Origin of the sequence: Synechococcus sp. MU1617 (genome assembly GCF_020514235.1) — a bacterium.
Classification (GTDB): Bacteria; Cyanobacteriota; Cyanobacteriia; order PCC-6307; family Cyanobiaceae; genus Parasynechococcus.
This window is the reverse complement of sequence record NZ_VTLB01000005.1, coordinates 1-13,313: the sequence shown is the minus strand read 5'-3', so window position 1 is coordinate 13,313 and position 13,313 is coordinate 1. Positions and strand designations below refer to the sequence as shown.

Here is a 13,313-nt window from a genome sequence, read left to right as displayed (position 1 = left end):
TGTTCAACAGCCACTGAGATCGCTGCTGGGGTAGGCACCGAAATGGGCGAGATGCTCGCAAAGAGGCTGCAACTGAGCAATCAAATCCGCCAGAGCCGTGGATGGATCCGGAGGAAGATCCACATCCACAAAAAAGACGTATTCCCCCAACTCCCGTTTGGACGGTCGTGATTCAATCCGACTCATGTTCAGGCCCCGCTCAGCCAAACAGGCCAGAGCCTCCAGCAAGGCCCCCGGCGCATTGCGATGCAGCGAGAACGCCAGGCTGGCCACATCGCCATGCTCACTGCGCTGCCCACGACGCAACAGGAGAAAACGGGTGCGATTGCCCGCAACATCATTCACAGGGAATGCCAGCTCATCCAACCCGTGTTCCCGGGCAGCGGCCTGGGAGGCAATCGCAGCACGGAATGAACTGCCCGCCACCATGCGAGCTGCTTCAGCCGTGGAGGAGGTGGGAAGTTGCAATGCATCGGGCAGATGCTGGGCCAGCCAGCCACTGCACTGGGCCAGAGCCTGCGGGTGGGAGAGCACTTCCGTGACTCTGCTGAGCGGCCCACTCCCCAGCAGAGCGTGCTGAATCGGAAGCACCAAAGCCCTGCGAATACAAAGCTCGGGATGGGACCACAGCGCATCGAGGGTCGCCGTCACCCCCCCCTCCACTGAGTTCTCAATCGGGACAACGGCTCCATCACACTCCCCCCCCGCCAACTGTTCCACAACCGATCGAAGACCCACGCAGGGCACCAGCTGGACATCCTCGAGGGCGTCCTGTTCGATCAACACCCGGGCGGCCTGCTCGCCATAGGTCCCGGCTGGGCCAAGGAATGCGAGACGTGTAGGCATCGAAGCCGCACTGCATGGACTCGATAAGATCATGCCGCGTCAGGTGAAGTCCATGCCCCTGGCCTTCGAAGCCAGTCAAAAGCTTGATCTGCCTGTCAAAACAGGAGCAGAGCGGCTGCCCACTTACCTACTGGAGGAGGAGCGCGTCCTTGGGGCGTTGCTTGACGCCAAACAGCTCAACTGCCTGCAGCCAGGACGTTACCGGTATGTGGTGACCAGCCTGCAGGTCTTTCAGCTCCATGTAAAACCCGTGGTGTCCCTCCAGATCCAAATGGAAGGCGACACACTGGTGATGCAGGCCCTCGACTGCGAACTGGAGGGTCTGGGGATCGTTGACCACTTCGCCCTGAACCTGGAAGCACGGCTGACTTCCACACCCGGCGGGCTTCAGGGGCATGCCCATCTGTCGGTGAGCGTGAGCCAGCCGTCGCTACTCAAGCTGATCCCCAAACGGGTGCTGGAATCAACGGGTGAATCAATTTTGAGTGGCATCCTCATTGGCATCAAAGCCCGAGTTGGCCAGCAGCTGATCGACGACTACCGCAGCTGGTGCCGGGAAACCGACGAGCAAGGCTCAACCGAGCAAACGCTTCAAGAACGTGTGCCGATGCAAGGGCGTGGGACCTGAGGCCATCAGGCTCTGACGATGCTGCGCCGTGCCATAGCCCGCATGGCGCTCGAGCCCGTAACCAGGGAAGCGAGCCGACAAGCGCCGGATGAGTGCATCCCTCGCCTCCTTGGCCAGAACACTGGCCGCAGCAATGGCGGCTGATCGGCTGTCTCCCGCGATCACAGTGTGCTGCGGTCCCTGCCACAGGCGAAGGGGAAGATTGCCATCCACCAGCACAAGCCCAGGGCTCTGGGGCAGTCGCTGCAGAGCCCGCAACATGGCGCGTTCAGTGGCAACGCGGATGCCGCAAGCGTCAATTTCTCGCGCTGAGGCCTGGCCCAAACCTGACGCTACACACAGCGACTGAATCAAGGGAACCAGAGCCGCCCGACGCTTGGCCGACAGTTTTTTGCTGTCGGTCAGCCCCGCCTTCAACAGGCATTCGGCTGCTGAGCCCTCGAGCACCACAGCGGCCGCAAAAACAGGACCAAACAAACAACCACGACCGACTTCGTCCACACCAGCCACGTCCCTCCCGAGAGGGAGGGACTCCTGCGCGATCATCCGGCTCAGACCGTGGCGACTGCAGAGGAGCGACGACGGCGACGACGGGGCTCCTCAGGCTCAGCTGTTTCAGCCACCGCCACAGGCTCGGGCTCAGCCGGTTCGCTGCTGGGGGCCGGTTCTGGTTCGGGGATTGTCAGATTGGTCACCGCCTCCAAGGGGGTGATCTCCACCATCAGGGGAACCGACTCATCCGGAGCAGACGAGGTGACGACAACGGGCGTCTCAGCGGCTGGGGCTTCAGTGGGCTGACTCGCCCCATTGCGTGACCCGGAACGACCTCCCCGTCCGCCGCGACGACGGCGCCGTCCGGAACTGGCCGCCAATTGCTGACGCGCCGCCTCCAGCACCTCCTGCTCGTCCTCGCCAGGACGCACAACCCTGACCACGACGTTGTCGGATTCAGGGGGCTCCTCCAACAACAGGGCTGGGTTCAACCCCAGCCAACCAAACAACTGCTGTTGCTCGTCCGTCATCGGGACGGCAACCAATTCAGGGTCCTGACGACGGGCGATCGCGGGCTCCTGAGCCTCTTGAGTCGACACCTCAGGGGCAGTGGTATCGGACGTCTCAACTGGAAGGACAACATCCTGACTGCCGCGCCCTCGACCACCGCGCCGCCGCCGACCATTGCCACCGTTCTCTCCAGGCGAAACAACTTCGGCGCGGGCTGAGGCCGCTGATCGCACCAATCCCGTGGCCGTCGCCAGAGGTTGAAGCAAGTCTTTGCCAGGGAGAACTGCCACATGGCCGAGACCACCACAGCTGGGGCATGCCCGTCCGAACAGTTCATAGATGTTCTGCCCTTGACGCTTGCGGGTGAGCTCCAACAGTCCCAGTTCACTGAGCTGCGCGATCTGAGGACGAGCTGAGTCGTCACGGACGGCTGTCGTGAAATGCTCCAGCAGCTGGAGCTGATCACGACGGGAATCCATATCGATGAAGTCGATGATGATCACCCCACCGATGTTGCGCAGCTTGAGCTGTCGAGCGATTTCAATCGCCGCCTCACAGTTGGTCCACAGAACGGTTTCGCGGGCATTGGCCGACCGTGTGAACGAGCCCGAGTTCACGTCAATCACCGTGAGCGCTTCGGTGGGCTCGATGATCACGTAGCCACCGGACGGCAGATCAACCCGCGGCTTCAGCGCATCGCGGATGGCGGCATTGACCTTGTAGTGCTCCAGCAACTCGCTGGATTCACTGTGCGCTTCCACCAGCACATTGCTGGCATCAGCGCCAAGGAAGCTGATCACACGGCTCACAGCGGCGGCATCGTCCACCACAACCCGGGCCAAATCGGGACCCATGTGGTCCCGCAGAATCCGATGGATGAAGTCTTCATCGCGATTGAGCAGCACAGGGGGTGCAGCTGTCTCAGCTGCTTGCTGAATCGCCTCCCACTGGCGCAACAAGGATTCCAGATCCTCAATCAGCAGGTCTTCACTAATACCGTCGGCTTCCGTGCGGATCAGCAGACCAGCTCCAGGTGGCTTGATCAGAACACCCAGGGCACGGAGTCGGTTCCGTTCTGCATCGGAACTGATGCGCCGGGAGATGTTGACCCCCTGGCCATGGGGCTGAAGCACCAGGTAGCGACCTGGCAAAGCAAGGTTCCCCGTCAATCGTGGGCCCTTGGTGCCGGTCGGTTCTTTCATCACCTGAACCAGAACCTTTTGGCGGGGCTCGAGCAGTTCAGTGATCCCAGCCGAACCTTTCTTCAGACGCAGCGGGCCAAGATCGGTGACATGAATGAACCCGTTTTTCTCACTCTCACCGATATTGACGAAGGCAGCATCAATGCCTGGGAGAACATTTTCAACTGTTCCTAAATAGACATCTCCGATCTGATAACGACCCTGCGCGACGATCAGTTCATCAACACGTTCATCGGTTAGCACTGCTGCGATACGCAGCTGCTCCGCGATGACAATTTGCTGGGGCATAAGAGGACTGGTTGAGCCCGATTGAGGGCCAAAATCCGTTGAGGAACCTGCCGGTTCTCGCTCACGGGGTGATTAAAAGATCTGAGCTGGTCAGCAAGACCAAAAGGTTGCGGAGCACGAACTCCTATGAATCAGGCTTGGGGGTTCCAAAAAAGACCGCCATGCAAGCCGTGATGTGGACCTCGATATCCGTGTGGGATCAGACAAGACCGAAACAAGGTTGGTCCCGACGGACGAAACACCTGCTCTGTAACCAAATTAGCACTGCGCACTAAGGAGCAGGGCTTCTCTCACCAAGCGTTGCACCTGCAAGGGCTGGCCGACGGTGTCAGCAAGCCAGTGCTGAATCTGAGCAGGGCGCAGGCTTCGACCCATCTCATCCACCGCTGCTTCCAAGCGAAGCCTGACGGACCCATTGGTGTTCTTATCCGTCACGTGCAGCGCCTTCAACCCGGGGCGGCAATCCCGCTCCCGGGGGCGGCCCTTCTTATCGGTGTCGTGCCATACCAAGGTTGCGGCTTGCAGGAGCTGATCCACCGCCGCATTCCAATCCAATGGCATCGGGGCTTGCTCCTCCGGCACGAGATCAAAACACCAAACGGCGCCGGTCAGTTCTTGAGAGAGGCTTTTGCCACTGACGGGAACCTCGGCTGCCGCCAGCAGCTGAATGCCCTCAGGCAGCAACGGCTGGAGCGTTTTGCAGAAGTGATTGGGATCCAGGGCCTCGGTGAATTCCAGGTCCATCCACTCGCTCTGGGCCTCAGCGCCGAGGGGCAGGGCCAAAGCAATCTGAACCCTCGGCAGGGGATGAAACCCACCGGTGAAGCTGATCGGAAGAGCACTGCGACGCAGGGCACGTTCCAGCATGCGCATCAGATCAAGATGGCTGAGCAGCGCCATCGATCCCGTTTTGGCGAATTGCACCCGGATCCGGCACACCCGTTCACTGGGCGGCGCCTGGGTCGGCACCTGGGTTGGCACCTCTGGAGCAGGAACAACCACGTTGTGGCCGAGATCCGGGCCGCAGACCCCGCAACTGCTGCAGCCATCAAAGGAGCAGTCGGGCACAACCGCCGCTGCTAGAGCCCGTTGTAGATCGTCCGCCAGCCAGGCCTTGTCGATGCCGGTGTCGATGTGATCCCAAGGAAGCGGCTGAGCGCAGAACGCCTCAAGGTCCTCACGATCCAGGGCGGCCACGGCACTCCAGCCCCCCACCTCCATCTCCCGGTAACGCCCCTCCAGGCCAGCATCCGCGATGGCTCCGGTCCAGGCGGCGTACGTGCGATCCAGCGACTCGAACCAGGCATCCATGCCCGCACCAGCCCGCCAGGCTGCCTCGATCACCGGAGCAAGGCGCCGATCGCTGCGGCCCACAAAATCCTCCATTGCCGACAGCCGCACATCGGTGAAGTTCACCTTCACGCCGCGCAAACGCCTGAAGGCCTCCTTAAGCAGGGCCTGACGCCGCTCAAACTCGGCCGTGGAGACGCTGTGCCACTGGAACGGGGTGTGCGGCTTGGGAGTGAAATTGCTGATCGTGATGTTCAGGTTCAGCCGCCCTAGCTCACGGCAGCGCTGCTGGAGCATCACGCAGGTCTCGGCAATGCCGAGAACATCGGCGTCCGTCTCACCAGGGAGGCCGATCATGAAGTACAGCTTCACCTTGCGGTAGCCGTTCTGCATGGCCGTGCGGATGCCATGGAGCAGGTCGTCATCGGTTAGGCCCTTGTTGACGATGTCGCGAAGGCGCTGCGTTCCGGCCTCGGGGGCGAAGGTGAGACCCGCTTTCCTTGTGCCGCCCAGAATGTGGGCAATGTCTTCATCAAAGCGATCCACCCGCTGACTGGGCAGCTGAAGCGTGACGTTCTGATCCGCAAGGCGGTTGCGCAACTCAACTCCCACCGCCGGCAGCGCCAGATAGTCGCTGCAGCTCAGGGAGAGCAGCGAGAAATCGCTGTAACCGGTTTGTTTCATGCCGGTCTCCACGGCTTCGATCACGGCCTCCGGTTCCACATCACGAGCCGGACGCGTCAACATTCCGGGCTGGCAGAAGCGACAACCCCGGGTGCAACCGCGACGAATCTCCACTGTGAGACGGTCATGGACTGTTTCCACATGGGGCACAAGACCCATGGAGTAGTGGGGCATTGGCGTCGCCACACGGCGAAGAACCCGCGCTGGAACATCAGGGTGAAGCGGCTCAAGGGTCACCCCATCGGCGCCGGTTCCATAGAGCGCAGGCACGTAAACGCCGGGAACCTGGGCCAGATCGCGCAGCAATTGCGATCGAGTCAATCGATCCGCTTTGGCTTGTGCCACCACCAGACCGATTTCGGGCAACAGCTCTTCACCGTCACCCAGGGCGATGAAGTCGAAGAACGGGGCATAGGGCTCTGGATTGCTGGTGGCGGTGGGACCGCCAGCGAAGATCAGAGGAGGTGCTGCAGGATCACTCAGCGGCAAATCGCCCCGCTCAGCGGCGCGAATGGGCACCTGCGCCAGGTTCAGCATCTCAAGGATGTTGGTGGCGCCGAGTTCGTAACTGAGGCTGAAGCCCAGGATGTCGAAGGCTGGCAAGGGGCGACGGCTTTCCACCGCAAACAACGCCTGTGAGCGCTCCCGCAAGCGGCCAGCCAGATCGGCCGCCGGGAGATAGGCGCGATCACACAACTGCCCGGGAACGGCATTGAGGATCGAATAAAGAATGATGTGCCCAAGGTTGCTGGAGCCGACCTCATAGATCTCGGGGTAGGTGAGCGCCCAGCGAACCGACGCTGCCTGCCAATCCCGTGGTTCAACCCCTAACTCGTGCCCCATGTAGCGGGCCGGTTTGTTGATGCCGCTGTCCACCAGGGCATGGAAATCAACCGGGCAATCCAGGGATGAGACGACCACGTCGGATGTCCAGACTCCTGAGCTCATCGTATGGAGCTGCCGACACGGCAGGATGCCCCTCAGACATAGGTTCCGGTTCCGTGGTTCAGGTCAACGGCAATTACCTCAAGCTCAAGGCGGGCTACCTGTTCCCTGAGATCGGTCGGCGCGTCAAAGCGTTCAGCACTGCCAATCCCGACGCAGCGCTGATTCGCCTGGGCATCGGTGATGTCACGGAGCCCCTGCCGCTGGCCTGCCGTGAAGCGATGAAAACCGCCATCGATGCGATGGGAACCGCCGAAGGCTTCCACGGCTATGGCCCCGAACAGGGCTACGGCTGGCTGCGGGAGGCCATCGCCAAAAACGACTTCCAATCCCGAGGCTGCGACATCAGTGCCGAGGAAATTTTTGTTTCCGACGGCTCCAAGTGCGACAGCAGCAACATCCTCGACATCCTCGGCGAGGGCAACAAGGTGGCCGTCACGGACCCCGTCTATCCGGTGTACGTGGATAGCAATGTGATGGCTGGTCGCACCGGTGAAGCCGGAGAGATTGGTCGATATGCGGGACTGACCTACCTGCCGATCAGCGCGGACAACGGTTTTGCAGCGCAGATTCCCAGTGAACCGGTCGACCTGATCTACCTCTGCTTCCCCAACAACCCCACCGGTGCCGTCGCCACCCGGGAACAACTTCAAGCCTGGGTGAACTACGCCCGTGCCAATGGCGCGCTGATCCTCTTCGATGCTGCCTATGAGGCCTTCATCCAGGACCAGGAACTCCCCCACTCCATCTTCGAGATCGAAGGAGCCCGGGACTGCGCCATCGAATTCCGTTCCTTCTCAAAAAACGCTGGGTTCACCGGCACGCGCTGTGCGTTCACCGTGGTTCCCAAGGGGCTGAAAGGCAAAGCAGCCAACGGCGAAGCGGTGGAACTCTGGGGGCTCTGGAACCGACGTCAGAGCACCAAGTTCAACGGTGTGAGCTACATCATTCAGCGCGGAGCCGAGGCTGTTTACTCCGAAGCCGGTCAGGCGGAGGTGAAGGCCCTGGTGAACTTCTACATGGAGAACGCCGCGATCATTCGCCGCGAACTCAGTGCGGCAGGCCTCACCATCTATGGAGGCGAACATGCTCCCTACGTCTGGATCAAGACCCCTGAGGGCATGGACTCCTGGGGCTTCTTCGACCATCTGCTCAACAAAGCCAACGTGGTGGGTACACCCGGGAGCGGTTTCGGAGCCGCTGGCGAGGGGTATTTCCGCTTGTCCGCCTTCAACAGCCGCGCCAATGTGGACGAAGCCATGGCTCGCATCAAGGCACTGTGAGCCGCTACTTCTCCCTATTGGCTTTAGATTTCAAAGGCTTCGAATCAATGGTCATGGCGGTGGACTCTCCCAGCCAAAAACCAGGAGGTGCAGCTGTTCTGGACAAAGCGCCAGAGCGGGTTCGCAAGCGATCACCTCGCTACAAGGTGCTGCTGCACAACGATCCGGTGAATTCCATGGAATACGTGGTGGCCACCCTGCAGCAAGTTGTGCCTCAACTCAGCGAGCAGGACTGCATGGCCGTGATGCTGGAGGCCCACAACACCGGAGTGGGCTTGGTGATTGTGTGTGACATCGAGCCAGCTGAATTCTATTGCGAGACGCTGAAGTCCAAAGGGCTGACCAGCTCCATCGAGCCTGAAAACTAAAGCGATGCAGCAACCGCTGAACAGGTTCCTCCTGCTTCAGCCAGCCTGGCTGTGCACGGTTCTGTTCATTCCTCTGCTTTACGCACTGGGATGGCTCGCTGCCGTCCCGCTGACGCTGCTTGGCCTGCCAGCAGCTCAGGTCTCCCTGACCGGAACGCTGCTGAGTTTTGTGCTGTTCCTCTTGGTGATGCCCCGATGGGCAGCCCTGCGGTGGTCCGAACCTCGGCCTTGGAGACGGCTAGGGCTGATCGCTCGCAAGCCAAGGGCTCGCATCGATCACGTCATCTCACTTGGCATCGGATTGTTGATGTCCATTGCCCTCATCGGCTTGATTGTGAGCTTGCTTGTCTTCACTGGAAACGGTTCCTGGCGAGGGAATCTCGAGATCCAGGCCATCCTCAATTGCCTCCTCCTGGCCCTCGGCGTTGGCTTTGCTGAGGAACTCATCTTTCGTGCCTGGCTCTGGGAGGAACTCACGAGGATGCTCGGTCCCAGAGGAGGACTTCTCGGCCAGGCGGCGCTCTTCAGCCTGGTTCACACACGCTTCAACCTCGGCTTTGGGCCGATGCTGGGCTTGTTAACGGGACTCTTGCTCTTGGGGCTGATCCTTGCTCTGCTCCGGCTCCGTGATCAAGGCTCCCTATGGGGATGCATCGGACTGCATGGAGGTCTTGTGGGCGGCTGGTTCCTCGCTCACCAAAACCTTTTGATGATTGATCCAAATGCACCGATTTGGCTGGTGGGACCAGGGGGCCAGAACGCCAATCCTCTAGGCGGGATGGTTGCCCTACTGAGCCTAACGGCCATTGGCAGCCGCCTGATTCAAACAACAAAGCCAACTCACCCGCGCCAGTCGAAAAATTCAGCCCACGACGAACAACGATGCTGAAGCAAAAACTGCAACTGATTCGTCAAAGGCTGACCCATCGGCAGCCTCAGAACGTTGTGATTGTTTTTGCCGATCAGTGGCGAGGAACAGCGGATGTTGATCAGTGCCACACACCCACGCTGGACCGCTTCAAAAACCAGGGAATTAACTTTCCAAATGCGATTTCTGGCTGTTCACAATGCTCCCCGTACCGGGGATCATTACTGACCGGCCTCTACCCGCTCCAGCATGGCGTCCTGGTAAATGACGCTTGCCTGGACCCCCAACACAAGTCAATCGCCTCAGCCTTCAAGCGAAATGGCTATCAAACGGCATACATCGGCAAATGGCACGTTTATGGATCACCGACCGGAGGATTTGACCGAAGAAACTCACCAATCCCCCAGCAATATCGAGCAGGCTTTGATCATTGGCAAGGGAACGAATGCAACCACAGCTACAACCAATCACCATTCTTTTTGAATGATGATCAAGAACAGAAATTCTGGAAAGGATATGACGCCATAGCTCAAAGCCATTGTGCAGCAAAACTCATCAAAAAATTCGCACAAAATGAGCAACCATTTTTCCTCACCGTTTCATGGGGACCACCCCATGATCCGTACCATTCAGCGCCCCAGGAATACCAAGACTTATACACAAAATCAAACATCAAGATCCCTGAAAATGTTCCAAAGGAACATCACAACAAAGCGAGAGACCAATTGCACGGTTACTACTCCCATATTTCAGCCCTCGACGATTGCCTGAAAACAATCCTGCGGAGCCTCAAAAAAAATGATCTCGACAAAAATACCGTTGTTGTCTTCACATCAGATCATGGCGATATGATTTTCAGCCATGGCTTAACTAGAAAGTTATTTCCATTTGAAGAGTCTGTGCGTGTCCCGCTCGTCATCAGAGACCCAGGCAGCAAACATCGCGCAGGGCAACAATGCAAGGTACCGATCGATGCACCAGACCTGATGCCGACCCTGCTTGGATTGGCAAACCTGAAACAGGAAGATCATGTTCAAGGCCAGGACTGGAGTACGAGCATCCGAAACGAAAAACCTGAAAAAAACTCAGACGCGGGGCTCCTCAGCGCACCAGTGCAAGCAGGGCCACTTCAGCTGTACGGAGTACAGGCTTATCGCGGCGTGCGCACAAGCCAACACACCTATGTTCGCAACGAAGGCGGAGCCTGGCTTTTATTCGACAACATCAATGACCCCTTCCAGATGAATAACTTAATTCAAAACAAAGCAGCGAAGGGAATCAAGGACGACCTGGAGCAATTGCTTGAAATCAGGCTCAATAAACTAAACGACAACTTCGAGAGCAGCGATCAAATCATCGCGAAGCATCATCTCCAGCAGCATGTCGCCAAGACAGGCTTGGGTGGCCAAATACCATGGTCGTACCCCTGGGGAACACCAGAGCAGGTCAGCTAGACAGAAGGATCAACGAATTTATATCCCAAAAAACCAATATCTTCGGAGAAGATATCGGCAACAGCTTCAATCGCTTCGTCGTCAGGATAATACGCTTGAAAGGGCTGCCTTTTAGATCGGTTGGCATGGCCTGGCAACCGATCTTGAGTCAAACCAAGATCAGCAAAAATCTGCGCACAATCCTGGTTGAAAGCCTCCAATCGCCCAATTCGATCAACAAGAACAGATCCATCATGATCAAGTAAAAACCGCACCTGGGGCATCCACTGCACATGCTCTTTATGGCGAATCAATTCGAGGTAAGACTTAAATTCAGTCTCTGGAGTCATCCCCAAATAGTCCATCAAATCTGGCCTTTGCTGCATGTAGGCAAATTGAGAAACAGAGCGATCCCAGGGATTCCTCACAAAAGCAAACTTGTAATAGGCACTGAAAACATTAGGGCCCACCTCTTCACGAACCTGCCAAGCCAAGAGATGCTGCAGGCCGCCAGTCTGATATTTATTTTCAAACCGATTAACAAACCCCATCCAAAGGTCTTCCTCCGTACGACCTTTCTCTTTCGGCCAAATCACATCCTCAACAGATGTCCCACCACACTTAGGGATGTGAATAAAAATACATTTTTGCTCGTGAGAAATCACAACAACAGAATTGAGGAATCAGCGCACGGCCGTTGCCAAGGCAGCTCGGCCTGCCACAGGGGCTCGCAATGCTTCATGAAGCGCAGCCACTCCGTAATCCCTTTCGAGGAGTGACATCACTGTGCGACCGAAATCCGCAGGATTGCGATCAAAAGCCTCGAGACACACCCGGCCAAAGGTGCTCCCCATGGGCTCAGGGTTCCAGAGAAGCTTGCGCGCCGTCCACGGCATCATGCTCATCGGGTTGTAGCCCGGCTTGATCAAACCCTGATCAAACCCGTACTGCTCAAGGTGGGTGTGGGGCTGCAAGCCAATGAAAAAGATCGCTGGCTCGACCAAATCAGCGCCGAAAATGGCCTCCAGCTCACGGTGATAAGCCACGGTCTGACGGATCGTCTCCGGCCGCTCATCAATCACGTTGAAGGAGTAATTCACCGACACGTGATCGCGGAAGCCCGCATCCGCCAGCATCCGGCAACTCTCTAGAACGGTGCGAAGGTTGTAACCCATGCGCATCTTGCGAACGAGCTCTTGAGAGCCGGACGTAATGCCGATCTCGAAATAGCTCATGCCCGTCTCCACCATGAGCTGAGCCAATTCGGGGTCCAGATTGTCGGCGCGGATGTAGGCCGCCCAACGGATGCCGGTCAGTCCTTCAGCCTTGATCGCCCGCAGGAGTTCCTTGGCGTCTTCGATGTAGCGCCGCGCGGGAATGAACTGAGCATCAGTGAACCAGAAACCACGCACCCCGCGGTCGTAAAGCTGGCGCATCTCTTTCACCACCTCATCCACTGGGTTAAGGCGCACCTGCTTGCCTTCAACCACCGTGTAGACGCAATAACAACAGTTGTGAGGACAGCCGCGCTTGGTCTGAACTCCCACATAGAAGTCGCCACCTTCGAGGTACCAATCGAGCTGGGGCCAGATCGAAGCGATGTAGTCGTAATCACAGGCGGTTTTGGGCCGACTTTCCGGCTGCTCATGGATCAGGCCTGAACGTGGCTGCTCGCCAACGACGAAGCAACGCTCACCTTCAAGGGAATGACCTTGCAGCAACTTTTCCAACAGCGGCTCCCCCTCGCCAATTGAGACAACTGTTCCCTTGGGAAGCGACTTGCCGAGTTGCTCGTAAAAAACACTGACGGCACCACCGCCAAGAACAGCTCTCGCAGCGGGGTGATGGCATCTCGCACGCTTCAAGCCCTGACGCACCAAACGCTGATTTCGACGAAGTTCGCCGTAATGGCTGCTCATCAGTTGAAGCCCGCCCAAGGCTCCATGCAGACGCTTCAGTGGATTGCGTGCATAGAACACCTCGAACGAATTCTGGAGAGGGTTGCCTCCTCGCCCGTCGACTGGGGCATAGATCTGGATGTCTCTCCAGGAAAAGACGAGAAGCGTGGGCTTGAACTGGTCAACAGTGGCGTCCAGCACGCGATGGACATCCAGCACCGGCAGAGCCGCGAGGTCCAGAATGCGTTGGGGCGTCTCCGGAAAACACTTGTGCAGATGGTCAGCGAGATAAATCGGTCCGATCGGAAAGATCGGATTGCAGGGCAGCCTCACCAGCAACACCCGTTCTTGTTGTGGTGCCACGGCGGCTGCCATAGGGGTTTCGGGACGCTAACAAGCGCTGCAGCCAAGGGCGCTGAGACCCTCTTAACAACTGCTTCATAAAGCGAGCGACACACAGCGCAAACTTCCTTTACACTCCCGAGCAGGCAGGGCTTTCCTGCCCTTCCTTAAACCGTTCCTTCGGGAACATTTCTTTCCGTTCTCATGACCACCACCCTCCAGCAGCGCTCCGGCGC

Annotated in this window: 11 protein-coding genes; 5 read left to right on the top strand and 6 right to left on the bottom strand. The window is 58.3% G+C overall.

Annotated features, from left to right (window positions below):
- Positions 1-3 precede the first annotated feature (3 nt).
- Positions 4-846 (bottom strand): prephenate dehydratase, encoded by an 843-nt coding sequence (gene pheA, locus FZZ90_RS10315; protein WP_226425720.1) that lies wholly within the window; start codon positions 844-846, stop codon positions 4-6.
- 52 nt (positions 847-898) lie between these two features.
- Here pheA and FZZ90_RS10310 point away from each other — a divergent pair, with 52 nt between their 5' ends.
- A complete protein-coding gene (locus tag FZZ90_RS10310; RefSeq protein WP_226425719.1) occupies positions 899-1,474 on the top strand; it encodes a DUF1997 domain-containing protein in 576 nt (191 codons plus the stop codon).
- On the opposite strand, the gene FZZ90_RS10305 is transcribed toward FZZ90_RS10310, so the two are convergent.
- From FZZ90_RS10305 to FZZ90_RS10295, 3 genes are all read right to left on the bottom strand, one after another.
- Positions 1,421-2,020: a ribonuclease HII gene (locus FZZ90_RS10305; protein WP_226425718.1), complete on the bottom strand. Its 600-nt coding sequence runs from the start codon at positions 2,018-2,020 to the stop codon at positions 1,421-1,423. The two genes, FZZ90_RS10310 and FZZ90_RS10305, sit on opposite strands and share 54 nt — an antisense overlap.
- Positions 2,021-2,025: 5 nt before the next feature.
- On the bottom strand, positions 2,026-3,966 hold the full coding sequence (locus FZZ90_RS10300; protein ID WP_226425716.1) for an Rne/Rng family ribonuclease: 1,941 nt from the start codon (positions 3,964-3,966) through the stop codon (positions 2,026-2,028).
- A 258-nt stretch (positions 3,967-4,224) separates the two neighbouring features.
- Complete coding sequence (locus FZZ90_RS10295) at positions 4,225-6,888, bottom strand: TIGR03960 family B12-binding radical SAM protein (RefSeq protein ID WP_226425715.1); 2,664 nt, start codon at positions 6,886-6,888, stop codon at positions 4,225-4,227.
- A gap of 53 nt (positions 6,889-6,941) precedes the next feature.
- Here FZZ90_RS10295 and FZZ90_RS10290 point away from each other — a divergent pair, with 53 nt between their 5' ends.
- The 4 genes from FZZ90_RS10290 to FZZ90_RS10275 are packed head-to-tail and all read left to right on the top strand — an operon-like array spanning position 6,942 to position 10,858.
- Positions 6,942-8,168, top strand: a complete 1,227-nt coding sequence (locus FZZ90_RS10290; RefSeq protein WP_226425713.1) for an LL-diaminopimelate aminotransferase — start codon at positions 6,942-6,944, stop codon at positions 8,166-8,168.
- A gap of 47 nt (positions 8,169-8,215) precedes the next feature.
- Positions 8,216-8,536, top strand: coding sequence for an ATP-dependent Clp protease adapter ClpS (gene clpS / locus FZZ90_RS10285; RefSeq protein ID WP_186510477.1), 321 nt, complete (start codon positions 8,216-8,218; stop codon positions 8,534-8,536).
- A gap of 4 nt (positions 8,537-8,540) precedes the next feature.
- Positions 8,541-9,425 (top strand): CPBP family intramembrane glutamic endopeptidase, encoded by an 885-nt coding sequence (locus tag FZZ90_RS10280; protein ID WP_226425712.1) that lies wholly within the window; start codon positions 8,541-8,543, stop codon positions 9,423-9,425.
- Entirely contained in the window at positions 9,419-10,858 is a 1,440-nt protein-coding gene (locus tag FZZ90_RS10275; RefSeq protein ID WP_226425710.1) for a sulfatase, read from the top strand. Before FZZ90_RS10280 ends, FZZ90_RS10275 begins: the two co-directional genes overlap by 7 nt.
- Here the strand turns inward: FZZ90_RS10275 and FZZ90_RS10270 are convergent.
- Positions 10,855-11,502: a sulfotransferase family 2 domain-containing protein gene (locus tag FZZ90_RS10270; protein ID WP_226425708.1), complete on the bottom strand. Its 648-nt coding sequence runs from the start codon at positions 11,500-11,502 to the stop codon at positions 10,855-10,857. The genes FZZ90_RS10275 and FZZ90_RS10270 overlap by 4 nt on opposite strands.
- A gap of 18 nt (positions 11,503-11,520) precedes the next feature.
- Positions 11,521-13,110 carry a photosystem II high light acclimation radical SAM protein gene (locus FZZ90_RS10265; protein ID WP_226425707.1) on the bottom strand — a complete coding sequence of 530 codons (1,590 nt, stop codon included), beginning with the start codon at positions 13,108-13,110 and terminating at the stop codon, positions 11,521-11,523.
- Between the last annotated feature and the right edge of the window lie 203 nt (positions 13,111-13,313).